Here is a 26074-nt window from a genome sequence, read left to right on the forward strand (position 1 = left end):
ATTCTGTGAGGGATGCGGGGATGCAGTTCCATGCCCCGCGCGGCGACGCACAGAAACAGCAAAAGCTGCCGGCTTTCCGGGCATCCGGGCCAAGCCGGTTCCGACCGGCAGGCCCCTGCACAGCGGCGCGCACCATGCCTTGCCGTCTTGTGCCGATGTCGTTGCCAGTGGGCGCTGACCTTTCCTCTGGCCCTTGCAACCGGTGTAGCGATGCAATGCTGCGGTGCCCCGATCCGGGGGCTGCGCTGCGCGAACGTCGCGACATCGGCACCCGCGAGTCACCCGGCGCATGGCTGCCCGCGCCTGCCGCAAACCTCAGCCCAGCCAGACCTCGCCGTTCAGCGTGTTAGCCAGAAATGACAGGCCGGTGCGCAAGCCTTCGCGGCTGATCGACCCGCCAAGGCAGACGCGCACATGTTCATCCGGCGGGCCAAGCACGGTAAAGGCATCGGACGGCATGATGCCGATGCCGTGGCCGTTCATGCGGCCCATCAGCTCGGCCCGGCTGACGCCATCGGGCAGGCCCAGCCAGATGTTGAACGCATGGCTGTCGGCACCAAAGCCAAACCCGTGCAACACCTCGGCGGCAATGGCCTGCCGGGCCGCACTTTCAGCCCGGATGAAGCGGCAGATGCGGTCTGCCGTGCCATCCTCGATCCAGCGCGTCACCAGCGCCATCGACAGGGTCGGGGCCATGACATTCGTGACCCGCAGCATCTGTGCCAGCTGATAGGCGGCCCGGCTGTCGGGCGCGATGGTGAAGGCCAGCCGCAGCCCGGCCCCGATGCATTTGGCCAGACCGCCGATATGCCAGGTCAGTTCCGGCGCCAGCGTGGCAAAAGGGGCGGGGGCCCCGGGCTGGATGAAGCCATAAGCGTCATCCTCGACCAGCGGAAGGCCGTGGCGCAGCAGGATCTCGGCTATCTCCATCCGGCGCGGGGCGGGGATGGTCAGCGTAGTGGGGTTTTGCAGCGTGGGATTCAGATACAGCGCCTTGGGGCCATGGCTGCGTATCGCGGCTGACAGGGCGTCGGGCAGGATGCCATGGGCATCCATCGGAAGGCCGATCAGCGTCAGCCCCGCGCGCGCAGCGATGGACCGCAGGCCGGGATAAGTGATCCCTTCGCACAGAATGGCATCCCCCGGGCTGGCCAGAATGCCGAACACCGCCGTCATCGTGGCATGCGCGCCGGGCGTCACCGCGATCCGGTCAAGGTTGGGCACCATGCCACGCATCGACAGCCATGACAGCGCCGCCGAACGGTCCATGTCCGACCCGGTGGTGGATTGATAGCGCAAGAGCGGCACCAGATTGGCCGCCACCGTATCCAGCCCGGCCCGCATGGCCGCCAGCAGCGCCGGGTCATCCGGCTCGGGCGGCAGGTTCATCGACAGATCCTGTTCGCGCGCGCGGCGGGGGTCGGCGGTGGGGCCATCCTGCGCGGGACGGGCGCGCACGAATGTGCCACGGCCCACATGGCTTTCCACCAGCCCGCGCGACTGCGCCTCGGTATAGGCGCGGCTGATCGTAGTGAAATCCAGATCCAGCACCTCGGCCAGGCGACGCTGCGGAGGCAACCGGTCGCCCGGCGACAGGATGCCACTGTCGGCATCCCGCTCGATCGCATCGGCGATTTCCAGATAGCGCGGCTTGCCGCTTTTGCCGAAGATGGGCACCCAGGTTTTCATGTTTGGCTCCGGCATTCTGCGCATTGATGGTATTTGTATGCATCCGCGGCGGGAAGGCAAATGGCAAGCCGATTCTGGCCGTTCTTTCCGTGACAACTCGCGAACCGCCCGAAATCGTCCCGCAAAATCGGTTTTCTCGTATGAATTTGCGGCAGCATCTGCTCGGCCGAAGGTTTATTGTATGGATAATTGATTCAATAGTTGATTGCATCAATGCCGCGTCCAGTCTGGCCTGACAGCGACCGTCAACAGGAGAGACAGATGCCCGCAGTCACCAAGGAAGCCCACAAGCCCGGCGACTATTTTGTCGACTATGAAAGCAAGGTCTTTGAAGATGTAAAGGCCGACCCCGGCGACAAGGCGCTTGTCACCTTTCACACCATGGCGTTTGAAGGGTCTATCGGGCTGGTGAACATCCTGAACGCCATCCGCCTGAACAAGAAGGGCTTTGAAACCTCGATCCTGCTGTATGGGCCGGGCGTTCTGCTGGGCGTGCAGCGCGGCTTTCCCAGGATCGGCGACGAAGCCTTTCCCGGCCACCAGAATTTCAACAAGAACCTTGAACGCTTCATGGCCGAGGGTGGCAAGGTCTATGCCTGCCGCTTTGCCTTGCAGGCGCTTTATGGCTCGGGCGAGCCCGCGCTGATCCCGGGCATCACACCGATCATGCCGCAGGACGTGCTGGATTGCATCCTGCTGCACAAAAAGGCCAACGCCGTGATCATCGACACCTGGACGGTCTGACACCGGACGGCCCGCCACGAGCGGGCCATACCCGACCTCAGGATGCTGACCAAAGGACGCCCCATGCCGCCGAAACCCGTCATCCGCGCCGCCGCCGTGCAGATCGCGCCCGACCTGACCTCGCGCGCGGGCACCATGCAAAAGGTGCTGAACGCCATCGCCGATGCCGCCGGCAAGGGCGCGGATTTTATCGTGTTTCCCGAAACCTTTGTGCCTTACTACCCCTATTTCAGCTTTGTGCTGCCGCCCGTTCTGCAAGGCCCCGAGCATCTGCGGCTTTATGACGAGGCGGTGGTTGTGCCCTCGGATGAGACCCGCGCGGTGGCCGGGGCGGCGCGCAAGCATGGCATGGTGGTGGTGCTGGGCGTGAACGAGCGTGACCACGGCTCGCTTTACAACACGCAGCTGATATTTGATGCCGATGGCACGCTGGCGCTGAAACGGCGCAAGATCACGCCCACCTATCATGAGCGGATGATCTGGGGGCAGGGTGACGGCGCTGGCCTGAAGGTGGTCGATACCGCCGTGGGCCGCGTTGGTGCGCTGGCCTGCTGGGAACATTACAACCCGCTGGCCCGCTATTCCCTGATGGCGCAGCACGAGGAGATTCACGCGGCACATTTCCCTGGCTCCCTGGTGGGCCCGGTCTTTGGCGAACAGATCGAGGTGACGATGCGGCATCACGCGCTGGAGGCGGGCTGTTTCGTGGTCAATGCGACCGGCTGGCTGACCGAAGACCAGATCGCCAGCATCCACCCCGACCCCAAACTGCAAAAGGGCCTGCGCGACGGCTGCATGACCTGCATCATCACGCCCGAGGGCCGCCATGCCGTGCCGCCGCTGACCAATGGTGAAGGCATATTGATCGCCGATCTGGACATGAAGCTGATCACCAAACGCAAGCGGATGATGGACAGCGTTGGCCATTATGCCCGACCCGAACTGCTGCGCCTGCTGCACGATGCCCGCCCCGCCAGCCCGCGCGACGAACTGGCTGCCGCAACCCCCGCCTTCGAGGAGCCTTCCGATGCTTGAAGCCGATCTGATCAACGAATTGCAGACCAAGGGCGCGCGCCTGATGGACCCGGGCGCAGGTGTTGAAAGCCGCCGGGGCGGGGCAGGCCCTTCGGATCACAAGGCGATGACGCTGGGCAGCCAGACGGTGATGGTGCCGGTGCATACCGCGCCCGCCTTTCAAAGCCCCTATGTGATCGACGCGACCAAGGGCGAGGCGCGGGTGCTGCGCGAGGGCACCGAGGTGGGCCGCATCAGCTTTCCGCCACGGCCACGGTTCTATGACCTGACCACCGCCGATGGCATTCCCTATTCCAAGATCGCCGTGCTGCATGCCCGCGACGTGCTGGCGACCACGGTGCTGCAAACCTGCATCCGCTATGAATCGCGCAAGAAAACCTGCCAGTTCTGCGCCATCGGCCAAAGCCTTGCCGCAGGCCGCACCATCGCCCACAAGACGCCCGCGCAACTGGCCGAAGTGGCCAAGGCCGCGGTCGAGTTGGACGGGGTAAAGCATATGGTGCTGACCACCGGCACCCCGCGCGGCGCCGACCGGGGCGCGCAGGTGCTGGCGGATTCGGCCCGCGGCATCAAGGCGGCGGTCGATCTGCCGATCCAGGCGCAGTGCGAACCGCCCGAGGATGACATCTGGTATCAGCGCATGGCCGAGGCCGGGGTGGATGCGCTGGGAATGCATCTGGAGGCGGTGACGCCCGAGGTGCGGGCCCGCATCATGCCCGGCAAAGCCTCGGTGCCGATCAGCAAATATTTCAGCGGGTTCGAGGCGGCAGTGCGGGTTTTCGGGCGGGGGCAGGTGTCAACCTACATCCTTGCGGGGCTGGGCGACACGGCCGAGTCGATCCTGTCGATGTCGGAAAAGCTGGTGGCGATGGGGGTTTACCCCTTTGTCGTGCCCTTTGTGCCGATCTCGGGCACGCCACTGGAAAGCCACCCCGCGCCCACGTCTGATTTCATGGCCTCGATCCTGTCACCGCTGTCGCGGATGGTGCTTGAGGGGGGCATGAAGGCGGCAGACATCAAGGCGGGCTGCGGCAAGTGCGGGGCCTGTTCGGCCCTGTCCACCTATGAAAAGCTGAGGCTGGCATGACAGAGCATCCGGGCAGGGCCGGCTTTCTGCAAAGCTATCATATCTGCGCCGCGGTGGAGCCGTGGCAGGCCGCAGGGGCCGCCGCGCTGCGCAACCGGGTGTTCGTGCAGGAACAGGGGCTGTTCACCACCCATGACCGCGATGCGATTGACGATGTGGCGATGCCGCTGGTTGCTGTGGCCGAAGGTGCGGCGGGCGAGCCGGTGGTGGCGGGAACCGTTCGCATCCATCAGGCCGCACCGGGCATCTGGTGGGGCTCGCGTCTGGCGGTGGCACCCGAATGGCGGCGGGTGGGCAAGCTGGGCTCGGAACTGATACGGCTGGCGGTGGGCATCGCCCATGCGCGGGGCGCGGTGGAGTTTCACGCCCATGTGCAGCGGCAGAACGTGGTGCTGTTTCGCCGCCTGCACTGGTCGGTGACAGCCGAGGTCGATCTGCATGGCCGGCCCCATGCACATATGCTGGCCGATCTTGCGCATTATCCGGCGGTTGACGACCCGGCGCGCGGCTGGCGTATCACCGCCCCCGGGGCCGCGTGATGCGCGTTGCCGAGATTGCAGCGGAACTGACGGCCCACCCGTCGATTCTGGGCAAGCTGGATATTGCCAAGGCCACCCGTGCGCTTGGCCTGACCAGCGGCAGCACGGGCCAGCCGGGCGATGACGCCGCAGCCCTGCCCCGCCCCGAAGGCGGGTGGGATCTGTTTGCCGCCGAGGCGTTCATCCCTGCCTTTGTGGCCGATGACCCGTGGTTTGCGGGCTGGTGCGGGGTGATGGTGAACCTGTCGGATATTGCCGCGATGGGCGGCACCGCCACCGCCATCACCGACATGATCTGGGCCCCGGATGCCGCCAGCGCCCTGCCGGTGCTGCAAGGCTTGCAGGCGGCATCGGCGGCTTACGGCGTGCCGATTGTGGGCGGGCACACCAACCTGCATGCGCCTGCGCTGAACCTGTCCGTGGCGGTCATGGGCCGGGCGCGGGCGCTGATTTCCAGCTTTGCCGCTGCACCGGGCGATCTGCTGATTGCGGCGGTTGACCTGCGTGGCGACTGGCGGCCCCGGTTTGACAACTGGTTTGCCGGGGCAGGCACGCCCGAAGGCCGGTTGCGCGGCGACCTTGCCCTGCTGGCCGAACTGGCCGAGGCCGGTCTGGTGCGCGCGGGCAAAGACATCAGCCAGGGCGGCATCGCGGGCACCAGCCTGATGCTGGCCGAATGTTCCGGCTGCGGGTTCGAGATTGATCTTGGCCGCCTGCCGATGCCGCCCGGCACCGATCCCGCACGCTGGCTGCGCGCCTTTCCCAGCTACGGCTTTCTGCTGTCGGTGCAGATGCCGCATGCCAAAGAGGTCTGCGCGCGCTTTGCCGACCGGGGCATTGCCGCCGCCGCCATTGGCCGGGCCACAGCAGGCGCGGCCATCGAACTGGTGCAGGGGCCAGACCGCGCGACATTCTGGAACTGGCAGCAGCGCCCCTATCTGGCGCTTGGCCCCGGCACGGCAGAGGCCCGCAATGCCTGAGGTGATCTTTCACATCCGCTGGCCAGATGGTCACGAGGAACGCTGCTACTCGCCGTCCACCGTCATCCATCAGCATCTGGTGGCGGGCCACAGCTATCCGCTGGCCGAATTTGTGGCCCGCGCCCGTGCGGGCCTGAACGCCGCGTCTGACCGGGTGGCCGCGACCCATGGCCATCCCTGTTCGCGCGCGATGGGCCAGCTTGCCCGGATCGAGGCGATAGCGGCCCGCATGACCACGCAGGATGCCACCGTCTTCTGTCTGTCCCTGACATGAAAGCCACAGCCATGACACAGCCCGTTCCGCATATTCCTGTCGTGATCATCGGTGGCGGGCAGGCGGGCCTGTCCGTCAGCTGGTATCTGACCCGCGACAGCATCGACCATGTGGTGTTTGAACGCCATCGCCGGTTTCATTCGTGGCGGGTGAACCGGTGGGACAGTTTCTGCCTTGTCACCCCCAACTGGCAATGCCGCCTGCCGGGCTGGCCTTACGCGGGCGGCGACCCCAATGGGTTCATGCTGCGCGACGAGATTGTCGATTATCTTGACGGCTTCAGCAGCAGCTTCGATCCCCCGCTGCGCGAAGGCGTGGCGGTGACGGGCGTGGCACCGCTGCCGGGTGGCGGCTACCGCGTGGAAACATCGGCGGGCATCTGGACCACGGGGCAGGTGGTGGTGGCCACCGGCGGATATGACCAGCCCATCGTGCCGCCCTATGCGGCCGCCATCGACCCCGCGATCACGCAGATCCATTCCGCCCATTACCGCCGCCCCGCGCAATTGCCAGCAGGCGGCGCGCTGATCGTGGGCACCGGGCAATCGGGTGTGCAGATCATGGAGGATCTGCACCGCGACGGGCGTGATGTGCATCTGGCCGTGGGCCCCGCGCCGCGCAGCCCGCGCAAATACCGGGGCCGCGATGCGACCGACTGGCTGCATGACATGGGCCATTACGCCATCACGATAGACCGTCACCCCGACCCGGTAAAGGCCGTGACCCAGACCAACCACTACATGTCAGGCCGTGATGGCGGCAAAGAGATCGACCTGCGCCGGTTCGCGCGTGACGGCGTGCATCTTTACGGGTCAATGGCAGGGGCAGACGGCACGCAGATAGCCTTTCTGCCGGATCTGGAGAAAAACCTTGACGATGCCGACCGCAGCTATTGCGGCATCCGCGATCTGATCGATGGCTGGATCGCCGCGCAGGGCATTGATGCGCCGGTGGAGCCGCCGTTCCGCAAGGTCTGGCGCCCCGAGTCCGAGGTGACAGGCATCGACTGCGCGGCCCTTGGCATCACCGCGATCATCTGGGCCATCGGCTTTCGCCCCGATTACGGCTGGTTGCAGGCCGATTGCCTTGATGCGCAGGGCAGGCCGGTCTACCGCCGCGGCGTCACCGCTGCGCCGGGGGTGTATTTCATCGGGCTGGGCTGGCTGAACACCTGGGGCTCGGGGCGGTTTCTGGGGATCGACGACGATGCCCGCTATCTGGCCGAACGTATCGCCGAATACGCGGGTGTGCAGGCCAGACCGCAGGCCGCCGAATGAAACACGGCACCTTTGCGCCATTTGATGCGGTAGAGCAGCGCCGTCTTGGCATGGCGGAATGCGGCTGGCGCGGGCTGTCCGAAGGCTGGCTGCTGCGCCATCTGGGCGACGTGCACTGGCGGCTGATCGCCACTGCCATGGGCCAGCAAGAGGCGGTGTTTGCCGATGACACGGGTGCCCCGGTCTATGCCGCGTTCTGCGCGGTGTCGGAACGGGTGCATCAGCCTGCGCTGGCCCGGCCGGGTGCCGTGCTGACCATCGCGTCACGGCTGCGGCGACTGTCGGCCACCCGGCTGATCTCGTTTCATGCGCTGGAGGTGGGCGGCCTGCCGCTTGCCGATGTCACGCTGATCTCGGCCTTCGTGCGGCATGGCGAGAGCGGGGCCAACAGCCAGATCCGGCGCGCGCAACCGCGTGGCCATCTTGACCTGCCGCTGATGGAGGCTGGTGCCGACAACGGCTTTGTGAAACAGGCGGGCGCGCTTTATCACGAACCGACCGCCGGTCTTGGCAGCGGGGCGCAGGTGGATGTGACGCCATGCCCGACCACCGATTTCAACGCGGCGGGGTTGCTTTACTGCGCCAATTACCCCGCGCTTGTTGACCGTGCGGAATGGGCGCTGTGCCCGGCCATGGCGCAACAACCGCTGACCGCGCGGCAGATCGTCTTTCTGGGCAATGTCGATCCGGGTGATCTCGTTACCGCCATGCTGCGGCGCTGCCCGGATGCGGCCCTTGGGCACAGGGCAAGTCTGATGTCGCAAGGCCGGGTGATCGCCCGGGTGATCACGGGAAAGCTGGGGTGATTTGCCACATGTATGCTTATTGATTGCAATCAATATCTGTATATCTTGCAATCAATCATGGGGATTGATCATGCAAGCCACACAGCGCCTTAGAAAACCGGCCATTCGAAACGGCCTGCGCTGCCGATGCCCCGATTGCGGCACGGGAAGGCTGTTCAGCCACTATCTTAAGGTCGCGGCGGCCTGCGACACCTGTGGGCAAAGCTTTGCCGCGCAGAAGGCTGACGATGGCCCCGCCTATTTCACCATTCTGATCATGTGCCATGTATCGGGCTTCCTGCTGCACGCGCTGGCCGTTCACACCGATCTTGGCCCCGCGGAAACTGCGCTTCTGACCAGCGTTGTTGCGGTTTCGGGCAGCCTCTTGCTGCTGCCACGCATCAAGGGGGCGATGATCGGCTGGCAATGGGCCGAACGCCTGCACGGTTTCTGAAACCTAGCGCGGCAGATCGGCAGGGCTTTCCAGCCTGTCGCGGATCATGCTGACCAGCAGCAGCGCATTGGGCGCATGGCGCATCAGGCCGTGCAGGGGCAGGGGGGCGGGGGGCGTGGCAGGAATCGCCAGCGCCCCGGCCGGGGTGCCCTGCGCCCATGCGGCCAGTTCGCGGCCCATCGCGGTGGTCATGGCGATGCCCCGCCCGTTGCAGGCAAATCCTGCGATCAGCCCGGGCGCAGGTGTCAGCAGGCGCGGCAGAAAGCCGGGCATGACCGCAGCCATGCCAGACCAGCCATAGGCCAGTGGCGGCAGATCCACCCCCAGCATCCGCGCCATGCGGGCATGGATGACACGTGGCACCCGCGCGGCCGCCCCCGGGCCAAAGACATGCATGCCGCCAGTGATCAGCCGGTTTTCGGCATCAAAGCGGAAGGTGAACAGGTTGCGGCGGCTGTCCGACACGCATTGCCCCCCCGGCAACAAGCGTTGGCGCACCGCCAGCGGCAAAGGCCCGGTGGCAATCTGGAAAACCCGCAGCGGAAAGAAGCTGCGCGCAAGCCCCGGCACCAGACCCCCGGCATAGGCATTGGTCGCCAGCACCACCCGCGCCGCCCTGATCGTGGCATGGCGGCTGCGGGCCAGCCAATGCGCGCCCTTGGCGACCAGGCTGGTGATGGGGGTTCCGTCATGCAGCCGCGCGCCCGCCATTTCCGCCGCCTGTGCCAGACCCCTTGCATAAGCCACCGGGTTCAGCGTGCCGCCTGAACGGTCGATCCAGCCGCCGCGCCAGCCTGCCACGCCGGTCAGCGCCGCAACAGCGGCGGCATCCAGCAGTTCGGCGGGGCGGCCCAGCCCGGCCCATTGGCGCGCGCGCGACTGTGCCCGCGCCAGCGCCGTGTCGGAATGGGCCGGCTGTATCCACCCCGCCTGCACCGCATCGCAGGCGATGCCGTGGCGGCGGATCAGCCCGAACACCAGATCGGCGCTGCCGGCGGCCATGGCCACCAGCCGCCCGCCAGCATCAGGCCCCAGCCTTGCGATGACGGTCTCAGGATCAACCTTGGCGAAATTGGGCACCACGAAACCGGCATTGCGCCCGCTGGCCCCCCAGGCCACCGCCTCAGCCTCGCACAGCACCACGCGCAGCCCCGCTTCGGCGGCATGCAGGGCGGTGGACAGGCCTGCGAACCCTCCGCCCACGATCAGCAGATCGGCGTCAATCTCGCCCCGTGCCGCAGGGAACGGGGGCAGAGCGGGGGCTGTGGCATGCCACAGCGTTGCGGGCGCGGTCACATCCGCCCCCGGCGCGGGCCAAAGAACCCCTGCGGCCGCCAGAGCAGGATCAGGCACAGCATCACCCCGATGGCGACAATCTGCAACGCCGCCGCCCGCGCCTGCCAGTCGCCGGGCACCAGCGCCGCCGTGGCGGCACCTGACCCCACCCAGATCGCCCAGACCACAATGGACCCCAGCACCGCCCCCCGGTTAGACCCCGATCCGCCCACCATCAGCATCGCCCAGACCTGAAAGGTCAGCGTCGGCAGATAGTTGTCGGGCGCGATGAAGCCGATGAAATGCGCCTGCACGGCCCCCGCCAGCCCCATCACCGCACCCCCCGCCGCAAAGGCCTGCACGCGGTAGCTGCGGGCCGATTTGCCAAGGCTGATCGCCGCACGTTCATCCTCACGCAGCGCGCGCAACACCCGGCCCCAGGGGCTGCGCGACAGATGCTCCAGCGCCAGATAGATGGCCAGCGTCACACCAGCCACCACCATCAGGTTCAGCGCGTTGAACAGCACCGGCTGATCCTGCACCCCGGCAAAGGGGCGGGGGATGAACGCCACGCCGAACGGCCCGCCGGTCAGCGCTTCGGCGTTCAGCATCACCAGTTGCACCACCACCGCCACACCGAATGTGGTGATCGCCAGATAATCCGCCTTCAGCCGCAGCGTGGCAATGCCGGTGATCGCCGCCGCCAACCCGGCCAGCGCCATGGCCCCCAGCCAGCCCACGGCAATGGGCAGGCCAAATCCGCCGATCCGGTCAGCGACCTCGGGCGTCGTCAGGATCGCCGAGGCATAGGCACCGATGGCAAAAAACCCGGCGATACCCACGTTGAACAGCCCGGTCAGCCCCCATTGCAGGTTCAGGCCCAGCGTGATGATGCCGAAAATCAGCGCGGTTGACAGGAAAAACGCGCCATAGCTCAGAAGGTCGATCATCGCTCTGCCACCCCGAACAGGCCCATGGGGCGGATGAACAGCACCGCCATCAGGATCGCGAAGGCCACCGCCGCCCGCCATTCCGCCCCGATCAGCTGCACCGTCGCCGCCTCGGACAGCCCGATGATCAGCCCGGCCAGCACCGCCCCGGGGATAGAGCCTATGCCGCCCAGAATGGCCGCGGCGAACATCGGCAACAGCATGTCAAGACCCATCAGCGGCCTGATCTGCACCAGAATGCCCACCATGATGCCCGCCGCGCAGGCCAGCGCCGCGCCGATCAGCCATGTCGCCCGCACGATCCGCGCCACGTCGATGCCCACCACCCGGGCCAGCGCCGGGTTCTGGCTGTAGGCCCGCATTTCCCGCCCGGTCTGGCTGCGGGTCATGAACAGGTGCATCCCCAGCACCAGCGCCAGCGTCACAACCAGCAGCGCAATCTGGTCGGGCGTCACGCGGATGCCCAGACCCACCGGCATCGCCATCTGGATCGCACGGGAATAATAGACGGGGGATGAGGTGAACAGAAACTCCAGCAGGCTGCGCAGCGCCATCGACGCGCCGAAACTGGCCATCACGATGATGATCGCCTGCCCCCGGTCGCGCAGCCGGGCAAACAGCAGCCAATCCAGCGCCAGCGCCAGAAGCCCGGTCAGCGCCATGCCACCCAAGGCCGCCACGATCATCGGCCAGCCGAATGACAGCGCACCGATCGGCGCCGCCGCGCCCGCCAGCGCCGCGATGCCCGACACCAGCGCCAGCGTGGCATAGGCCCCCCAAGCCATCAGATCGCCATGGGCAAAGTTGGAAAACCGCAGGATCGCATAGGTCAGCGTCACGCCAATCGCGCCAAGGCCGATCATCGAGCCGTTGATCAGCCCGTCGAGGATGAATTGCAGGCTCATGATGCTTTCCTGTGCCCCAGATAGAGTTCGGCAATCACCGGGTCATTCCAGAGGGTTGCGGCAGGCCCTTCATGCGCCTCGCGCCCCTCGGCCAGAACATAGGCCCGGTCGCCGATGGCCAGCGCCGCACGCGCGTTCTGTTCGACCAGCACGATGGTTAGCCCCGCGCGGCGGATCTCCCCCAGTCGTGCGAACACCATTTCCACGAATTTGGGTGACAGGCCGGCGGAGGGTTCATCCAGCATCAGCACGCGCGGATGCACGATCAGCGCGCGGGCCACGGCCAGCATCTGCCGCTGCCCGCCCGACAGGCTGCCAGCCAACAGCCGCCGCTGCCGGGCCAGATCGGGGAACATGCCGAACATCTCGTCAATGCGCGCGGGCACCGTGGCGCGGGGCAGGATGCCGCCCGCCACCGCCAGATTTTCCTGCACCGTCAGCAGGGGAAAGATGTTTTCCGTCTGAGGCACAAAGGCCAGACCCCGGCGCACCATCAGATGCGCGGGCGTCGCGGTGATGGGCACACCGTCCAGCAGCACCTGCCCGCCCGTCACCGGCACCAGCCCGGCAATCGCCTTGATCAGGCTGGATTTTCCGGCACCGTTGGGGCCAAGGATCACGACAATTTCGCCTTCATCCGCATGTATCGAGGCACCCTTGACGATGGAAAGGCCAGGCTCATACCCCGCCACCAGCTCTTGCACGTCCAGAATGCGGGTCATGCGGCGGCACCCCCCAGATAAGCCTCGATCACACGGGGGTCGCGGGCCACCTCGGCCGCCGTGCCTTCGGCCAGCAGCGCGCCTGAGGCCATCACCAGCACCCGGTGGCAGAGGCGCTGCACCATGTCGATGTTGTGCTCGATCAGCAGAAAGGTCACGCCCTGCGCATTGATCGCGCGGATGCGGTCGATGATGGTTTCCAGCAGGGTCGCGTTCACCCCAGCGGCGGGTTCATCCAGCAGTATGACCTGCGGATCGGCCATCATCACCCGCGCCAGTTCCAGCAACTTGCGCTGCCCGCCCGACAGCACGCGCGCGGGTTCATTGGCAAGCCGCGCCAGCAACAGCAGTTCCAGCAGCGCGCGCGCCTTTTCCCGCGCAGCGCGTTCCTCTGCCGCAATCCGGCGGGGGGCGGTGAAATTGGCCCAGAAGCCTTCGCCCGTCTGGCCCTGCCGGGCAATCAGCATGTTGTCCAGAAGGCTGAGTTCGGGAAAGGGGCGGGGGATCTGAAAGGTGCGCCCCATGCCACGGTTCAGCCGTTTGTGCGCCGCCTCGCCCGCCACCTCTGCACCCATCAGGCGGATGGAGCCGGAGGTGGGCACCACAGACCCGGCCAGCAGATCAAACATCGTGGTCTTGCCAGCGCCGTTCGGCCCGATCAGGCCCAGAATCTCGCCCTGCGCTAAGGCCAGCGACATGCCGTCGACTGCGGTTACGCCGCCGAAACGGCGCGTCAGGTTGCGGGCTTCCAGCACGGGATCTGCCATGGCACCTCTGATGTTTGATCTGTGATCACACTTGATTTGATCACGGTAGGGGCGTCTAATTCACAGGGCAAGATGATTCGTCAGGTGGAAAAGGGATCGGGGTTGGACGCTGCAAATTCCATCGCTTTGGCCCCGGTGGGCCGCGAAACCGTGCAGGACCGGGTGTATTCGGAACTGCGCCGCGCGCTGATCGGCGGGCTGTTCGAACCCGGTCAGGTGCTGACCATCCGGCAACTGGCGGATGCGCTGATGACATCCACCATGCCAGTGCGCGATGCCATCGGGCGGCTGACCAGCGAACAGGCGCTGGAGGCGCTGCCCAACCGCACCATCCGCGTGCCCCCCATCACGCTGGATCGTATCGACGATCTGCTGGCAGCGCGCATTCTGATCGAGGGGCAGGCCATTGCGCTGGCCGCGCCGCGCATGACCGATGCGCAACTGACCCTGATCCGCGACCAGATGGCGGAATGGGAGGCGCTGCGCCTGGGTGGCGACCGCGCGGCGGTGGACCGTGAAGTGGCGCTGAACCAGGCGTTTCATTTCGAGATTTACCGCGCCTGCGGATCGGCGATCCTGATCCCGATGATCGAAAGCCTGTGGCTGCAATCCGGCCCCTGCACCCGCGCCGCGATCTTTGCCTTTTCCGATGCGGGCGAAAGCGATGCCGCGCGGTTTCATCATGCGATTGTCGATGCTTTGACCCGCCGCGATGCCGAAGCCGCTCGCGCCGCGCTGGTGGCCGACATCAGCCGTCCCTTCGCCTTTCTGCGCCAGAAACTGCAAGCGAAAGACACCGCATGACCCAGACGATCCTGATCACCGAAGGCCCGTCGGGCCTGTCTGTCACCGCCGACCTGTTGCCCGGCAAGGCACCGGCCAATGCGGCCTTTCTGTGGGATTATCTGGCAATGCCGCGGGTGGTGCCCGGCATCCATGCGATGTGGACCGGGCCGGAAATATCCTGCCCCATCCCGCCCGCGCATCTGGCTGGAGCCGATCATCCGGCGCTGCCGCCCGAAAATGCAACGCTGCACCCGCAGCCCGGCGATGTGGTGCTGGCCTATGTGCCCGCCCGAATGTGGGGCGGCAACCCTGACCCGATTTTCGACATCGGCCTGTTCTACGGCCCCGGCGCGCGGATGCTGTTTCCGATCGGCTGGCTGGCGGGGTCGGTGGTGGCGCAAGTGCGGCCCGATGACCGGGCGGCTCTGGCCAGCGCATGCGGGCGCATCCGCCAGACAGGTGCCTGCCAGATCACCTTTGCACGGGGCACCTGATGGACGACAGTTTCGAGCTTTACGACCTGCGGGTCGAGATCGTGGCCCCCGAGGGCGCCAAAATCTACTGCGGCAGGGCGGGCGACTGGTTTGAGCTGCGGGGCGAACAGTTGCACATGCCGCCGGGGCAGAGTTTCTCGATCTATTCGCTGTCGGCGATCCTGCCGCTGCTGCCCGCGAAACAGCGCGCCACACATCCGCATGACTGGATGACCTCGGATGCCGACGTGGCCTGCCCCGACCCGCATTGCCCATCACGCCTGCGCATCACCCGGCTGGGCAAGCGCCGCTTCAGCCATGCCGACACCACCGCCGTTCCCCTGCCGAAAGACCTGACATGACTGTGCCAATGATCGCCCTGCGCCCCGGCTACCAGATTTCCCGTGTGATCCGGGGGGGCTGGCAACTGGCGGGTGGCCATGGCCCGGTGGACCGTGCGCAGACCATCGACGACATGGTGGCCTTTGCCGATGCGGGCATCGTGACCTTTGACTGCGCCGACATCTACACCGGGGTGGAGGATCTGATCGGCGCATTCCGCAGCCATTACGGCAACCTGCGCGGGGCAGAAGCGCTGGCGCGGGTCAAGGTGCAGACCAAACTGGTGCCCGATCTGGAGGATCTGGCCACGCTGGACGCAGGCTATATCCGCCGCATCGTGGAAACATCGCTGAGGCGCCTGCGGATGGACCGGCTGGATCTGGTGCAGTTCCACTGGTGGGATTACGCCGTGCCACGCTATATCGAGGCGGTGGGCTGGTTGGATGACCTGCGCCGGGAAGGGCTGGTGAACAACATCGGCGGCACGAATTTCGACACGCCCCGCACGCTGGAGATCATCAGGGCGGGCGTGCCGCTGGTGTCGATGCAGGTGCAATATTCGCTGATCGACGCGCGGCCCGAACGCCTGCTGGTGCGGGCGGCGCAGGAACATGACATGCAGCTGTTCGCCTTCGGGTCGGTCGCGGGCGGGTTTCTGGGCGACCGCTGGCTGGGCCAGCCCGAACCCGCGCACCCGCTGGAGAACCGCTCACTCACCAAATACAAGCTGATCATCGACGATTTCGGCGGGTGGGATCTGTTCCAGACCCTGCTGCGCACCCTGCGCGGCATTGCCGACCGGCATGGCACCGACATTGCCACCGTCGCCAGCGCCGCCATCCTTGGCCGCCCCGCCGTCGCCGCCGTGATCGTGGGCGCGCGCAACCGCAGCCATCTGGCGCAGAACATCCGCGTCGCCACCCTGCACCTGACCGATCAGGACCGCGCCGAGATTGCCGCCGTGCAGGCGCAGGGCCGCATTCCCGAAGGTGACAGCTACACCCTGGAACGTGACCGGCAGGGGCGGCACGGCAGCATCATCAAATACAACCTGAACAAAGCCTCGTAAGGGTTTGAAAACCGTCGGAATGCCTGACCCGGCGGTATGAAAAGAAAAGGCCTTCCCAACAGATGAGGACATCATGAAACGCATTCTTCTGGCCACTGTCGCCGCGTTGGCCGTCACCCCCGTAATCGCGCAGGATTGCCAGATCACCATCGGCCTTGTGCTGGAACTGACCGGGCCTGCGGGCGAATACGGGCAGGCCGGGGCCAAATCGGTGGAAATGGCCTTCCGCGACCTGAACGATGCCGGTGGCGTGGCCGGTTGCACGTTGATCACCGACACCCGCGACAGCCAGACACAGGCCAATGTGGCGGTGGATGCCGCCACGCAACTGGTGCAGGTCGGCAAGGTGCCCGCCATCATCGGCGGTATCATCAGCCCGATGTCGATCCCGATCCTGACATCCGTGACCGGCCCGGCCAAGGTGTTGCAGGTGTCGCCCGCGTCATCCTCTCCCACGCTGACGGCGCTGGGGCGCGACGGCAAGACCAACGGCATCTTCTTTCGCACCATCACCTCGGACGCGCTGCAAGGTGTTGCGGCGGCGAAATACGCCATGGATCAGGGGATGAAACGCCTTGTCATCATCCACCAGAACAACGACTTCGGCGTGAATCTGGTCAAGGAATTCACTGCGCCCTATACCGCACTGGGGGGTGAGGTGATCTCGGTCACGCCCTACAATTCCAAACAATCCAGCTATGCCTCCGAAGTGACCGCCGCCAATGCGGGCGAGCCGGATGCGCTTTACCTGATTTCCGACCCGGTGGATGGCGCCACGATCGCCCGCACATGGGTGTCGCAGGGCGGCGTGCAGAAATTCCTGTTGAATGACGGGATGAACAGCGAAGATTTCATCGCCTCTGTCGGTGCGGAATATCTGGGGCAGGCTTACGGCACATCCTCGGGCACCAACCCCACCGCCTCGACCGAGTATTTCAACGCCAATTATCAGGCGTTTTCGGGCATCGACCCGGCGGCCCCGGCGGCGGACCGCAGCTATGATGCGGGTGCGCTGGTGGGTCTGGCCATCGCCATCGCGGGCGGGCCCGATGCGACGAAACTGCCCGACGCCCTGCGCGAAGCGGTGAACCCCGAAGGCGAGGTGATCCATGCGGGCAAGGACGAATTCACCAAGGCGCTGGCGCTGATCGCCGAGGGCAAGCCGATCCGCTATGAAGGCGTCATCGGGCCGGTGAATTTCGACGCCTATGGCGATATTTCCGGCCCGTTCCGGCTGTGGCAAATCGTTGATGGCGTGGTGACGACCACCGGCGAAATGACCAACGCTGATGTGGAAGCGGTGCAGGCACAGGTGAAATGATCGCAGCCGGGGGGCAGGGCGCGAACCCCGCCCCCCGGCCATTGCAGGCCTTTTGGCCCATGGCCTGCAATTTCTACCCCTGCAACCCTTCGAACAGCAGGGCCACCGCCTCGGCCCCCGGATCATTGTGGCCCGACAGGCTGGCCGCCGACAGATAGGCGGCGCGGCCAGCCTTGGCCTTGGTCATGCCCGCCGTGGCATCGGCCCCCGCGCGCGCCGCCGTGGCCGCTGCCGCCACGCCCTTCGGCAGTGCCGCCAAGGCAGGCTCCAGCGCGTCGATCATCGTGCGGTCGCCCGGCGATGCCCCGCCGACCTGCCGCACCCGCGCAAGACCTGCCGCCAGAGACCCCGCCAGATCATGCCCCGAGGCCGAGGCATCGCCCGCCGCGGTAAAGAAGATCGCCAGCAGCACACCCGACGATCCGCCCATGGTCTGCGAAAGCTCCACCCCGATGGCGCGGTAAAGCTGCGTGAGGTCGGCCAGAGGCATGCGGTGCAAGGCACCCTTCAGCGCCCGCGCCGCGCCCGCCAGCGTGCTGCCGGTATCACCATCGCCCGATTTGGCATCCAGCGCGTTCAAGGCATTTTCCGCCCCGATCAGCAGGTCGCAGCAGCGCGTCAACAGCGCCCGGTGGGCCGGATGGTCGGATGCCATGGGGTCCACCGGAGACAGCCCGTCGGGCAGCGGCAGCACCAGGGGCGGGCCGAACGGCTCCATCCCCGGCCATGCCGCCAGGGCTACGGGTGAGGCGAGGGCTGCCTCCACCTCGGCATCCAGCGCCAAGAGCGAGACGGAAAACCCCCGCATGTCCAGCGAGGTCATCATCGGCGCGGGGCCGACCATGGCGGCAATGCGGGGGCCCAGCACTGAATGGGCCAGTTCCTCGGCCAGAACGGCCATTTCCAGCGGGGTCGTGCCGCCCAGATTGTTCAGGAGCGCCACATGCCGCCCCGATGCCAGCCCCGGGGCCAGCCGTTCGGCCACCCGCGCCATCGCATCGCGCGCACCAGTGAAATCAACCTGTTCTACCCCGGCCTCGCCATGGATGCCTAGGCCCAGTTCGGCCTTGCCGGGTGCGATGCGATCCTCTTTCGGGGAACCGGGCACGGTGCAGGTATCCAGACTCATCCCGATGGATTTCACGCCGCCGATTACGCGCTGCGCCATGGCCGCCACCGTCGCCAGATCTGCCCCCGATTCCGCCAATGCCCCGGCGGCCTTGTGCACCAGAAGCGTGCCCGCCACGCCGCGCGCCTGCGGCAGGTCGGGCAGGGCCACGTCATCATCCACCACCACCATCGCCACGTTCAGGCCATAGGCCCGCGCCCGTTCGGCGGCCAGACCGAAATTCAGCCGGTCGCCGGTGTAGTTCTTCACGATCAGCAGGCAGCCCGGTTTGCCTGTCACCGCCAGAATGCCCGCCAGCACGGCATCAACCGACGGGCTGGCAAAGACATCGCCGCAGACCGCCGCCGTCAGCATGCCCGCGCCGACAAACCCCGCATGCGCAGGCTCGTGCCCCGACCCACCGCCTGACACCAGCGCCACGCGGCTGCGGTCCCAGTCAGCCCGCACCACCACCTTGATATGCGGAAAACCGTCCAGCCGCGCCAGCCGCCCGCCCGAAGCGCGCAAGGTGCCCGCGATGGCATCCGTGACCAGCGTTTCCCGGGAATTGATGAACTGTGCCAATGTCTTCTCCTCAGGCAAGCCGTGCGCCGCTGGCGTCAAACCAGAGCGGGTTGTGGGGCCGGATGCCAAGCGTGGCCCCGGGGGTCAGGGTGGTGTGCGGGTCTGTTAGGGTGATGATCTCATGCCCCTGACAGGTCAGGTGCAGGCGGGTCTGGTCGCCCAGATGCTCCACCCGCCGCACGGTGGCGGGGGAGCCCGCATCAGTGGCGATATGTTCAGGGCGCAGGCCGATTGTGGCAGCACGGTCGGGGGCTTGGCCGAACAAGGTGGCGGGCAGCAGGTTGATGCGCGGGATGCCAAGCCGCGCGGCAACGGTGGCCGAAACCGGGTTTTCGTAAACCTCGCGCGGCGTGCCGAACTGCACCAGACGCCCCTGATCCAGCACGCCCACATGGGTGGCCATGGTCATCGCCTCGATCTGGTCATGCGTCACATACAGCAGCGTCGCGCCAAGGTCGGCCTGAATGCGCTTCAACTCCACCCGCAGATCAGACCGGAGCTTGGCATCGAGCGAGCTAAGCGGTTCATCCATCAGGTAAATCGCGGGCGACCGGACCAGGGCGCGGCCGATGGAAACCCGCTGCATTTCGCCCCCCGAAAGCTGGGTCGCCTTGTTGTCCAGCTTGTGAGTGATGCGCAGAACTTCGGCCACCTCATTGACCTTGCGGGTGATTTCAGCGGCGGGCACCCGCAGGATCGGCGATTTCAGCGGGAAGGCCAGATTGTCGCGCACCGTCAGGTGGGGGTAAAGCGAGTATTGCTGGAACACCATCGCCACATCACGCTCTGCCGGGCTTTCACGGCTGACATTGCGCCCGGCGATGGTGATGGAACCGCTGTCGGCGGGTTCCAGCCCGGCGATCAGGCGCAGGGTGGTGGTTTTTCCGGCACCCGTAGGGCCAAGCAGCACCACGAATGCGCCGTCGGGCACGGTGAAGCTGACGGCATCCAGCGCGCGGGTGGCGCCGTAGGTTTTCGTCAGGCCGTTCAAGGAAACCTCAGCCATATCAACGCTCTCCGTGCAGGGCAGAGCGCAGGGCGCGGCCGGTTTTCTGGTCGAACAGGGTGACAGTGGGGGCCAGAAACTCCAACCCCACGGCATCGCCGGGGCGGGGGGCCGGGTCGGACGAACTGATGCGGGCCTTGATGTCGCCATGGGGGGTGGTGAGGGTGACGATCTGGGTGGTGCCAAGATATTCCACAGCGATGGTCCGGCCCCGGTAGGGGGCCGTGTCGGACAGGCGAATATGCTCGGGGCGGACACCGAACACCAGCGGGCCATGGGCCGCGTCATGCTGCACGGGGACGGCGTGGGTCGCCTCTCCCAAGGTGATCTGGTTTTGACCGGCCGTAACAGCGCCTTGAAAACGCAGAAAATTCATCGGCGGAGAGCCGATGAATTCGGCGACGAACAGCGTGGCGGGCTTGTCGTAGATCTCTTGCGGGGTGCCGAATTGTTCGATGACGCCGTGGTTCATCACCACGATCTTGTCACCCATCTGCATCGCCTCCAGCTGGTCATGGGTGACATAGACGGTGGTGGCCTTCATGCGGTCATGCAGGGCGCGCAGTTCTTCGGCCATATGTTCGCGGAATTCGGTATCCAGCGCGCCAAGGGGTTCATCCATCATGAAGGCCTTGGGGTCGCGAACGATGGCGCGGCCAAGGGCGACACGCTGACGGTCGCCGCCCGACAGGCCGGATACCGGCTTGTCGAGGATGCTCTCAATACCCAGAATGCGCGCGACCTCGGCCACCTTGGCCTTCACCTGTGCACGCTTCATGCCTTGCGAAACAAGGGGATAGCTGATGTTGCGCCGCACGTTCATATGCGGATACAGCGCGAACATCTGGAAGACAAAGGCGATGTCGCGCTGGCTTGCGGGCTTCTGGCTGACCTCTTCACCATCCAGCCAGATCTCGCCCGAGGTGGGCAGTTCCAGCCCGGCGATCATGCGCAGGGTGGTGGTCTTGCCGCAGCCCGACGGCCCCAGCAGCATGAAAAACTCGCCATCCCGGATGGTGAAGGATGACGACTGCACGGCAGTAAACGCGCCAAATTCCTTGCGGAGGTTCTTGATGACGATCTCGGCCATGGCTATTCCGGGAAGTGGCTGGTGATGATGAACATCACGGTGCCGACAAGGGTGACGACGAAGCTCCAGGTGAAGGCCCAGAGCACGAAAGGCTGCATCAGCATGATGACGCCAAGCGCGATCAGCAGGGTGGCCAGCATTTCCCACGGGCCACGGCGCAGGCGGATCAGGCCGGTGAAAAACGCGGTCATGGGCGGGCTCCGGTCGATGCAGAAGGCATGCACGGCGCATGCACGGGCGATGCAGATTGTGTTGTCATTTCCGCACCGCCCCGAAGGTGATGCCGCGCAGCAGGTGTTTGCGCAGCAAAATGGTGAAAATCATGATCGGCAGCAGGAAGATCGTGGCACCGGCGGCGACAGCGGGCCAGTCCTTGCCACCCACGCCGATGATGGTGGGGATGAAGGGCGGTGCGGTCTGCGCGGTGCCCGAGGTCAGCAGAACGGCAAAGGCATATTCATTCCAGGCGAAGATCAGGCAGAAGATCGCGGTCGATGCGATGCCGGTGGCGGCCTGCGGCAGCACGACTTTCACAAAGGCCTGAAAGCGCGAGTAACCGTCTATTAACGCGGCCTCCTCATACTCGCGGGGAATCTCGTCGATGAAGCCTTTCAGCAGCCAGACAGCGAGGGAGATGTTCACGGCGGTGTAAAGCAGGATCATGCCCAGATGCGTGTCGGAAAGGCCAAGGCTGCGATACATCAGGAAGATGGGGATGGCGACGGCGATGGGCGGCATCATCCGGGTGGAGAGGATGAAGAACAACAGATCATCCTTCAGCGGAATCTTGAACCGGCTGAAAGCATAGGCGGCCAGCGTGCCAAGAAAGATCGACAGGAAGGTGGAACCGAAACCGATGATGACGGAATTCAGGAACCGTTCGCCGAATTTTGACGGGCCGGTGATGATCATGCCCCGGTCGCGGGCGAGTTCGTCGGCGAAATTGGCAGGTGCGGGCAGCGTGGCGAGTTGTTCCGGCGTGGCGCGGGTGCGGGAGGTGAACAGGTTCACATAACCCTCCAGCGAGGGCTGGAAAAACACCTTGGGCGGATAGCTGATGCTGTCAGGGCCGGTCTTGAAGCCGGTCATCATGATCCAGACCAGCGGCAGGATGGTGATGATGGCGTAAAGGATGACCAGCGTGCCCGCGACGGTTTTTTGCCGGGATGATGGTTCGGTGATGGAGCCGCTCATCTGTCTTTCACCTTGTTCAGCGCCTTGACGTAGATGGATGCCAGGCCAAAGACGGTCACGAAAAGGATCACCGCAAAGGCCGAGGAATAGCCGGTGCGCCATTTTTCAAACGCCTCGCGTTTGAGGTTGATCGAGGCGAGTTCAGTGGTGGACCCCGGCCCGCCGCCGGTAAGTTGCACAACGAGGTCGAACATCTTGAAGTTTTCAATGCCGCGGAACAGCACCGCCAGCATCAGGAAGGGCAGCACCATGGGCACGGTGATCGTCCAGAACTGCCGCCATTTTGACGCGCGGTCGATCTCGGCCGCCTCATAGATATAGTCGGGGATGGACCGCAGGCCGGCAAGGCAGATCAGCATCACGAAGGGCGACCACATCCACGTATCCACGATGATGATGGCCCAGGGCGCCAGGGTGACAGAGCCGATCATGGTGAAGGAGGACGGATCAACCCCGGAAAAGAAGCTGACGACGTAGTTGAACAGGCCGATCTGCGGCTGGTAAAAGAAGGTCCAGAAATTGCCGACAACGGCGGGCGACAGCATCATCGGCAGCACGATGAGCGTGGTCCACAGGTCGTTGCCCCTGAACTTTCGGTTTATCAGCCAGGCCAGGGTGAAGCCGATCAGCACCTGCAACGCGATCGTCCATACCAGAAAATGTGCCGTCACCTGCATGGTGTTCCAGATGTCGGGATCGGTCAGGATGCGGCGGTAATTTTCCAGCCCCACCCATTCGACCTCGCGGTTCGGGCGGTTGGCGCGGAAATCGGTGAAGCTGAGGCGGATCGTCCAGATCAGCGGAAAGATGTTGACTGCCAGCAGAAGGAATATCGTGGGGGCCACGAACAGCCAGGCGATGCTGCGGTCTGACAGCGCGCGGATGCGGCGTCGGATGGGCCGGGACGCGGGAATTGTGTCGGTCATGCTTTGCCCCTTGGCGGACGGTCGCCGGGTCTCGGGCCTTGGCGGGCACGGGGGCGGACGGTCGAAATCACGGTGACGCTGCGGGTTCCCCCCGCCCGAAGGCGGGGGGAGCGCCGGTTTCAGAGCTTGCCTTCGTCCTCGAAGGTCACGGTCCAGTCGGCAACGAGGCCATCAAGCGCCTCTTGCGCGGTGCCGGTGCCCGCCACGACATAATCGTGGAAGCGTTTCTGCGTGTCTTGCAGCAGGGTCGCATAGGCCGGTTCGGCCCAGAAATCCTTCACGATGGCCATGCTGTCGAGGAAGGTCTGCGCATAGGGCTGGCTGGAGGCGAAAGACGGGTCTTCAACCACCGCGCGCAGGCAGGAGAAACCGCCCATCGACCACCATTTCGCCTGCACATCGGGCTGGGCGAACCATTTGATATATTCCAGCGCCGCATCCTGTTTTTCAGAATAGGCGACAACGGAAATCCCCTGCCCGCCAAGCTGCGCGAAACGCTCGCCATCCGGGCCGGCGGGGTTCACCAGATAGCCGGTCTTGCCGCCGCCCACGTTGGGATCAACCTCGAACCCAGGCCAGGTGAAGGCAAAGTTCATCTGCAAGGCGACCTGGCCGGATTTGTAGGCATCAATCCCCTCGCCCATATAGGCGTTGGACGAGCCGGGCAGGGTGCAGCAATCGTAGAGGGATTTGTAGAATTCCAGCCCCGCGACGGCGCCGGGGGAATTGACAAAGCCTTCCATCTCATAGGGTTTTTCGGGGTTTTCGTATTTGAAGCCAAAGGAATAAAGCACATCCATCGCGCCCATGGTGATGCCTTCGGACCCGCGCTCGGTATAGATCGAGGCGCCGTAAACGGTCTTGCCGTCAATCTCACGGCCCTGGAAGAATTCCGCGATGTCGCGCAGTTCGGCGAAGGTGGCCGGGGCCACCAGATCGCGGCCGTATTTTTCCTTGAATTCGGCGGCGATTTCAGGCCGCTCGAACCAATCCTTGCGGTAGGTCCAGCCGACCACATCGCCAAAGGCGGGCAGCGACCAGTAGTTCGGCGTGTTCTTCGGCCATTCGGAATAGCCGGTCACGGTGGCGGGCACAAAGGCATCCATCGTGATGGCATTGGCATCAAAGAAATCGTTCAGCTTCACATAATGGCCGGATTCCGCCGCGCCGCCGATCCACTGGCTGTCGCCGATCATCAGATCGCACAGCTTGCCGCCCGAGTTCAGCTCGTTCAGCATGCGGTCGGCAAAGTTGGGCCATGGCACGAATTCGAAATTCATCGTGTGGCCCGAGGCGGCTTCAAAATCCTTGGATAGTTCGACCAGCGCATTGGCCGGATCCCAGGCGGCCCAGCACAGGGTCAGCGATTCCGCCTGTGCGGAAAGCGTGAAAGCGGCAGACACCGACAGCGTGGCCGCTGTCGTCAGAAGCAGTCTTTTCATCTCTGTTTCCTCCCGTTGAGAAACACATGCGGGCTGATCCCCTCCGAATCTCGGTCCGCCGTTTCTGCGATCAACGTAAATGAGGTGCGTACCTCATGTCTACAATTTTCTGGTCTGGCCAAAGGTGGGGCAATGTCAGGGCAGGTTTTCCTTCAGGAAAACCTCGATGCGGATGCGTTCCTGCGCCGCAATGATGTCGCGGCCCTCCACATGCGCGCGCAGCACACGGATGGCAGAGCGCACCATATGGCCCACGTCCTGCGTGATCACGGCATCAAAGGTGCCGTCGGTCAGCGCGGCGCGGGCCTGGGGCGACAGGTCATGCGCCACCACGGTCAGATCACGCGCGCGGCCCATGGCGCGCAGCGACTGGATCAGGCCACGGTTGCCTGCGCCGATGGAATAGATGCCGCGAATGTCGGGCTGTGCGGCCAGCGCACGGGGCAGGATGGCGGCGATCAGCGCCGGATCATCGCGCCCCTCCAGCGTGGGCAGGACGTGCAGATGCGGAAAATCCGACTGGATCACCCTGTCAAAGCCCAGCCGCCGCTCGGCATGGTCGCGCGCCAGCATGCTGCCGGCCAGCACCAGCACCCGCCCCGCACCCGGCCCGATAAAGCGGCCCATCAGCACGCCCGCCGTGCGACCTGCAGCCAAGTTGTTGATTCCAACAAAATGATCGCGCTCTGACCCCGGCAGGTCAGAGGCCAGCGTGACCACGCGTGCGCCGGTTGCGCGCAGGCGGCGGATGGCATCACGGGTTTGCGGGGTTTCGGGGGCCAGCACGGCCACACCATCCACCCGGTCATCGGCGAGGGCATCCAGCATGGCGACCATGGCCTGCGGATCCTGCGCCGCCACGTCGCGCTGTTCCAGCAGGATGCGGTCAAGCAGGGCATGGGGGCGCGCCGCAGCCACCTCGGCCCGGAGCGCGCGCAGAAAGCCGGTGTCGCGGTCGGGCAACAGCACGACAAAGCGAAAGCTGCGCTGCCGGGCCAGATTGGCAGCGGCGGCATCGCGCACATAGCCCAGGTCGTCGATGGCCTGCTGCACCCGGCTGATCGTGCCAGTGCGCACGCCGGGGCGGGCGTTCAGCACGCGGTCAACGGTGGCCAGGCTGACGCCCGCCGCGCGCGCGATGTCATGCACGGTGGGGCGCGTCTGCGGCCCCGGTCTGTCGGTCGGCATGGCTCCTCCCATTCGGCCGCAGTTCTGTGTTACGCACCTCAAGATCAGTGTCGCAGGATCG

29 protein-coding genes are annotated in these 26074 nt (G+C 65.4%); 15 read left to right on the forward strand and 14 right to left on the reverse strand.

Annotation, left to right across the window (positions count from 1 at the left end):
- Positions 1-315 precede the first annotated feature (315 nt).
- Entirely contained in the window at positions 316-1689 is a 1374-nt protein-coding gene (locus tag GEU84_RS13990) for an aminotransferase-like domain-containing protein (protein WP_152827136.1), read from the reverse strand.
- Between GEU84_RS13990 and GEU84_RS13995 the strand changes: the two genes are divergently transcribed.
- The 10 genes from GEU84_RS13995 (at position 1670) to GEU84_RS14040 (ending at position 8864) form a co-directional block, all read left to right on the forward strand.
- Positions 1670-1882, forward strand: coding sequence for a hypothetical protein (locus tag GEU84_RS13995; protein ID WP_174539879.1), 213 nt, complete (start codon positions 1670-1672; stop codon positions 1880-1882). The genes GEU84_RS13990 and GEU84_RS13995 overlap by 20 nt on opposite strands.
- 68 nt (positions 1883-1950) lie before the next feature.
- On the forward strand, positions 1951-2433 hold the full coding sequence (locus GEU84_RS14000; RefSeq protein ID WP_152827138.1) for an MSMEG_0572/Sll0783 family nitrogen starvation response protein: 483 nt from the start codon (positions 1951-1953) through the stop codon (positions 2431-2433).
- Between the two features lie 63 nt (positions 2434-2496).
- Positions 2497-3468 carry a Nit6803 family nitrilase gene (locus tag GEU84_RS14005; protein WP_152827140.1) on the forward strand — a complete coding sequence of 324 codons (972 nt, stop codon included), beginning with the start codon at positions 2497-2499 and terminating at the stop codon, positions 3466-3468.
- The gene (locus tag GEU84_RS14010; protein ID WP_152827142.1) at positions 3461-4555 is read left to right on the forward strand and encodes an MSMEG_0568 family radical SAM protein; all 1095 of its coding nucleotides are present in this window, start codon (positions 3461-3463) and stop codon (positions 4553-4555) included. The genes GEU84_RS14005 and GEU84_RS14010 overlap by 8 nt, the downstream gene beginning before the upstream one ends.
- On the forward strand, positions 4552-5094 hold the full coding sequence (locus tag GEU84_RS14015; RefSeq protein WP_152827144.1) for an MSMEG_0567/Sll0786 family nitrogen starvation N-acetyltransferase: 543 nt from the start codon (positions 4552-4554) through the stop codon (positions 5092-5094). Before GEU84_RS14010 ends, GEU84_RS14015 begins: the two co-directional genes overlap by 4 nt.
- Positions 5094-6074, forward strand: coding sequence for a sll0787 family AIR synthase-like protein (locus GEU84_RS14020; protein WP_152827146.1), 981 nt, complete (start codon positions 5094-5096; stop codon positions 6072-6074). Before GEU84_RS14015 ends, GEU84_RS14020 begins: the two co-directional genes overlap by 1 nt.
- Positions 6067-6348 carry an MSMEG_0570 family nitrogen starvation response protein gene (locus GEU84_RS14025; protein ID WP_152827148.1) on the forward strand — a complete coding sequence of 94 codons (282 nt, stop codon included), beginning with the start codon at positions 6067-6069 and terminating at the stop codon, positions 6346-6348. The genes GEU84_RS14020 and GEU84_RS14025 overlap by 8 nt, the downstream gene beginning before the upstream one ends.
- A gap of 11 nt (positions 6349-6359) precedes the next feature.
- A complete protein-coding gene (locus GEU84_RS14030; protein WP_152827150.1) occupies positions 6360-7625 on the forward strand; it encodes an MSMEG_0569 family flavin-dependent oxidoreductase in 1266 nt (421 codons plus the stop codon).
- The gene (locus GEU84_RS14035) at positions 7622-8431 is read left to right on the forward strand and encodes a Pnap_2097 family protein (RefSeq protein WP_152827152.1); all 810 of its coding nucleotides are present in this window, start codon (positions 7622-7624) and stop codon (positions 8429-8431) included. The genes GEU84_RS14030 and GEU84_RS14035 overlap by 4 nt, the downstream gene beginning before the upstream one ends.
- Positions 8432-8501: 70 nt before the next feature.
- Positions 8502-8864, forward strand: a complete 363-nt coding sequence (locus GEU84_RS14040) for a DUF983 domain-containing protein (protein ID WP_152827154.1) — start codon at positions 8502-8504, stop codon at positions 8862-8864.
- Positions 8865-8867: 3 nt separating this feature from the next.
- Here GEU84_RS14040 and GEU84_RS14045 read toward each other — a convergent pair whose 3' ends face one another.
- Genes GEU84_RS14045 through GEU84_RS14065 form a run of 5 tightly spaced genes read right to left on the reverse strand, consistent with a single transcriptional unit; the run spans position 8868 to position 13483 of the window.
- A complete protein-coding gene (locus GEU84_RS14045; protein WP_174539880.1) occupies positions 8868-10160 on the reverse strand; it encodes an FAD-dependent oxidoreductase in 1293 nt (430 codons plus the stop codon).
- Positions 10157-11089: a branched-chain amino acid ABC transporter permease gene (locus tag GEU84_RS14050; protein WP_152827156.1), complete on the reverse strand. Its 933-nt coding sequence runs from the start codon at positions 11087-11089 to the stop codon at positions 10157-10159. The genes GEU84_RS14045 and GEU84_RS14050 overlap by 4 nt, the downstream gene beginning before the upstream one ends.
- The gene (locus tag GEU84_RS14055) at positions 11086-11994 is read right to left on the reverse strand and encodes a branched-chain amino acid ABC transporter permease (RefSeq protein ID WP_152827158.1); all 909 of its coding nucleotides are present in this window, start codon (positions 11992-11994) and stop codon (positions 11086-11088) included. Before GEU84_RS14055 ends, GEU84_RS14050 begins: the two co-directional genes overlap by 4 nt.
- Complete coding sequence (locus tag GEU84_RS14060) at positions 11991-12716, reverse strand: ABC transporter ATP-binding protein (RefSeq protein WP_152827160.1); 726 nt, start codon at positions 12714-12716, stop codon at positions 11991-11993. The genes GEU84_RS14055 and GEU84_RS14060 overlap by 4 nt, the downstream gene beginning before the upstream one ends.
- On the reverse strand, positions 12713-13483 hold the full coding sequence (locus GEU84_RS14065) for an ABC transporter ATP-binding protein (RefSeq protein WP_152827162.1): 771 nt from the start codon (positions 13481-13483) through the stop codon (positions 12713-12715). The genes GEU84_RS14060 and GEU84_RS14065 overlap by 4 nt, the downstream gene beginning before the upstream one ends.
- Before the next feature lie 72 nt (positions 13484-13555).
- Here GEU84_RS14065 and GEU84_RS14070 point away from each other — a divergent pair, with 72 nt between their 5' ends.
- The 5 genes from GEU84_RS14070 (at position 13556) to GEU84_RS14090 (ending at position 17474) form a co-directional block, all read left to right on the forward strand.
- Positions 13556-14287: a GntR family transcriptional regulator gene (locus tag GEU84_RS14070; protein WP_152827164.1), complete on the forward strand. Its 732-nt coding sequence runs from the start codon at positions 13556-13558 to the stop codon at positions 14285-14287.
- Positions 14284-14763 (forward strand): DUF3830 family protein, encoded by a 480-nt coding sequence (locus GEU84_RS14075; protein ID WP_152827166.1) that lies wholly within the window; start codon positions 14284-14286, stop codon positions 14761-14763. The genes GEU84_RS14070 and GEU84_RS14075 overlap by 4 nt, the downstream gene beginning before the upstream one ends.
- Positions 14763-15104, forward strand: coding sequence for a TIGR04076 family protein (locus GEU84_RS14080; protein ID WP_241427694.1), 342 nt, complete (start codon positions 14763-14765; stop codon positions 15102-15104). Before GEU84_RS14075 ends, GEU84_RS14080 begins: the two co-directional genes overlap by 1 nt.
- Positions 15101-16153, forward strand: a complete 1053-nt coding sequence (locus tag GEU84_RS14085) for an aldo/keto reductase (protein WP_152827168.1) — start codon at positions 15101-15103, stop codon at positions 16151-16153. The genes GEU84_RS14080 and GEU84_RS14085 overlap by 4 nt, the downstream gene beginning before the upstream one ends.
- A gap of 73 nt (positions 16154-16226) precedes the next feature.
- Complete coding sequence (locus GEU84_RS14090; RefSeq protein WP_152827170.1) at positions 16227-17474, forward strand: ABC transporter substrate-binding protein; 1248 nt, start codon at positions 16227-16229, stop codon at positions 17472-17474.
- Between the two features lie 73 nt (positions 17475-17547).
- On the opposite strand, the gene GEU84_RS14095 is transcribed toward GEU84_RS14090, so the two are convergent.
- The 8 genes from GEU84_RS14095 to GEU84_RS14130 form a co-directional block, all read right to left on the reverse strand.
- Positions 17548-19167: a dihydroxyacetone kinase subunit DhaK gene (locus GEU84_RS14095; protein ID WP_152827172.1), complete on the reverse strand. Its 1620-nt coding sequence runs from the start codon at positions 19165-19167 to the stop codon at positions 17548-17550.
- Between the two features lie 10 nt (positions 19168-19177).
- Complete coding sequence (locus GEU84_RS14100) at positions 19178-20173, reverse strand: ABC transporter ATP-binding protein (protein ID WP_152827174.1); 996 nt, start codon at positions 20171-20173, stop codon at positions 19178-19180.
- A 1-nt stretch (position 20174) separates the two neighbouring features.
- Positions 20175-21263 carry an ABC transporter ATP-binding protein gene (locus GEU84_RS14105; RefSeq protein WP_152827177.1) on the reverse strand — a complete coding sequence of 363 codons (1089 nt, stop codon included), beginning with the start codon at positions 21261-21263 and terminating at the stop codon, positions 20175-20177.
- Between the two features lie 2 nt (positions 21264-21265).
- Positions 21266-21454 (reverse strand): hypothetical protein, encoded by a 189-nt coding sequence (locus tag GEU84_RS14110; RefSeq protein ID WP_152827179.1) that lies wholly within the window; start codon positions 21452-21454, stop codon positions 21266-21268.
- A 64-nt stretch (positions 21455-21518) separates the two neighbouring features.
- Positions 21519-22457 carry a carbohydrate ABC transporter permease gene (locus tag GEU84_RS14115; protein ID WP_152827181.1) on the reverse strand — a complete coding sequence of 313 codons (939 nt, stop codon included), beginning with the start codon at positions 22455-22457 and terminating at the stop codon, positions 21519-21521.
- Positions 22454-23383 carry a carbohydrate ABC transporter permease gene (locus tag GEU84_RS14120; protein WP_152827183.1) on the reverse strand — a complete coding sequence of 310 codons (930 nt, stop codon included), beginning with the start codon at positions 23381-23383 and terminating at the stop codon, positions 22454-22456. Before GEU84_RS14120 ends, GEU84_RS14115 begins: the two co-directional genes overlap by 4 nt.
- Before the next feature lie 119 nt (positions 23384-23502).
- Complete coding sequence (locus GEU84_RS14125) at positions 23503-24825, reverse strand: ABC transporter substrate-binding protein (RefSeq protein WP_152827185.1); 1323 nt, start codon at positions 24823-24825, stop codon at positions 23503-23505.
- A 135-nt stretch (positions 24826-24960) separates the two neighbouring features.
- Positions 24961-26013: a LacI family DNA-binding transcriptional regulator gene (locus tag GEU84_RS14130; protein WP_152827187.1), complete on the reverse strand. Its 1053-nt coding sequence runs from the start codon at positions 26011-26013 to the stop codon at positions 24961-24963.
- Between the last annotated feature and the right edge of the window lie 61 nt (positions 26014-26074).

The organism is Fertoeibacter niger (assembly GCF_009380135.2).
In the GTDB taxonomy this organism is placed as follows: Bacteria; Pseudomonadota; Alphaproteobacteria; order Rhodobacterales; family Rhodobacteraceae; genus Fertoeibacter; species Fertoeibacter niger.

Bases quoted from the DNA above. Each gene is read 5' to 3' on its own strand.
- GEU84_RS14025 (WP_152827148.1), top strand. From the start codon at position 6,067: ATGCCTGAGGTGATCTTTCACATCCGCTGGCCAGATGGTCACGAGGAA.
- GEU84_RS14000 (WP_152827138.1), top strand. From the start codon at position 1,951: ATGCCCGCAGTCACCAAGGAAGCCCACAAGCCCGGCGACTATTTTGTC.
- GEU84_RS14040 (WP_152827154.1), top strand. From the start codon at position 8,502: ATGCAAGCCACACAGCGCCTTAGAAAACCGGCCATTCGAAACGGCCTG.
- GEU84_RS13990 (WP_152827136.1), bottom strand. From the start codon at position 1,689: ATGAAAACCTGGGTGCCCATCTTCGGCAAAAGCGGCAAGCCGCGCTAT.
- GEU84_RS14060 (WP_152827160.1), bottom strand. From the start codon at position 12,716: ATGACCCGCATTCTGGACGTGCAAGAGCTGGTGGCGGGGTATGAGCCT.
- GEU84_RS14050 (WP_152827156.1), bottom strand. From the start codon at position 11,089: ATGATCGACCTTCTGAGCTATGGCGCGTTTTTCCTGTCAACCGCGCTG.
- GEU84_RS14055 (WP_152827158.1), bottom strand. From the start codon at position 11,994: ATGAGCCTGCAATTCATCCTCGACGGGCTGATCAACGGCTCGATGATC.
- GEU84_RS13995 (WP_174539879.1), top strand. From the start codon at position 1,670: ATGGGCACCCAGGTTTTCATGTTTGGCTCCGGCATTCTGCGCATTGAT.
- GEU84_RS14130 (WP_152827187.1), bottom strand. From the start codon at position 26,013: ATGCCGACCGACAGACCGGGGCCGCAGACGCGCCCCACCGTGCATGAC.
- GEU84_RS14030 (WP_152827150.1), top strand. From the start codon at position 6,360: ATGACACAGCCCGTTCCGCATATTCCTGTCGTGATCATCGGTGGCGGG.
- GEU84_RS14125 (WP_152827185.1), bottom strand. From the start codon at position 24,825: ATGAAAAGACTGCTTCTGACGACAGCGGCCACGCTGTCGGTGTCTGCC.
- GEU84_RS14070 (WP_152827164.1), top strand. From the start codon at position 13,556: ATGATTCGTCAGGTGGAAAAGGGATCGGGGTTGGACGCTGCAAATTCC.
- GEU84_RS14080 (WP_241427694.1), top strand. From the start codon at position 14,763: ATGGACGACAGTTTCGAGCTTTACGACCTGCGGGTCGAGATCGTGGCC.
- GEU84_RS14010 (WP_152827142.1), top strand. From the start codon at position 3,461: ATGCTTGAAGCCGATCTGATCAACGAATTGCAGACCAAGGGCGCGCGC.
- GEU84_RS14005 (WP_152827140.1), top strand. From the start codon at position 2,497: ATGCCGCCGAAACCCGTCATCCGCGCCGCCGCCGTGCAGATCGCGCCC.
- GEU84_RS14090 (WP_152827170.1), top strand. From the start codon at position 16,227: ATGAAACGCATTCTTCTGGCCACTGTCGCCGCGTTGGCCGTCACCCCC.
- GEU84_RS14035 (WP_152827152.1), top strand. From the start codon at position 7,622: ATGAAACACGGCACCTTTGCGCCATTTGATGCGGTAGAGCAGCGCCGT.
- GEU84_RS14115 (WP_152827181.1), bottom strand. From the start codon at position 22,457: ATGAGCGGCTCCATCACCGAACCATCATCCCGGCAAAAAACCGTCGCG.
- GEU84_RS14120 (WP_152827183.1), bottom strand. From the start codon at position 23,383: ATGACCGACACAATTCCCGCGTCCCGGCCCATCCGACGCCGCATCCGC.
- GEU84_RS14020 (WP_152827146.1), top strand. From the start codon at position 5,094: ATGCGCGTTGCCGAGATTGCAGCGGAACTGACGGCCCACCCGTCGATT.
- GEU84_RS14015 (WP_152827144.1), top strand. From the start codon at position 4,552: ATGACAGAGCATCCGGGCAGGGCCGGCTTTCTGCAAAGCTATCATATC.
- GEU84_RS14075 (WP_152827166.1), top strand. From the start codon at position 14,284: ATGACCCAGACGATCCTGATCACCGAAGGCCCGTCGGGCCTGTCTGTC.
- GEU84_RS14105 (WP_152827177.1), bottom strand. From the start codon at position 21,263: ATGGCCGAGATCGTCATCAAGAACCTCCGCAAGGAATTTGGCGCGTTT.
- GEU84_RS14110 (WP_152827179.1), bottom strand. From the start codon at position 21,454: ATGACCGCGTTTTTCACCGGCCTGATCCGCCTGCGCCGTGGCCCGTGG.
- GEU84_RS14100 (WP_152827174.1), bottom strand. From the start codon at position 20,173: ATGGCTGAGGTTTCCTTGAACGGCCTGACGAAAACCTACGGCGCCACC.
- GEU84_RS14085 (WP_152827168.1), top strand. From the start codon at position 15,101: ATGACTGTGCCAATGATCGCCCTGCGCCCCGGCTACCAGATTTCCCGT.
- GEU84_RS14065 (WP_152827162.1), bottom strand. From the start codon at position 13,483: ATGGCAGATCCCGTGCTGGAAGCCCGCAACCTGACGCGCCGTTTCGGC.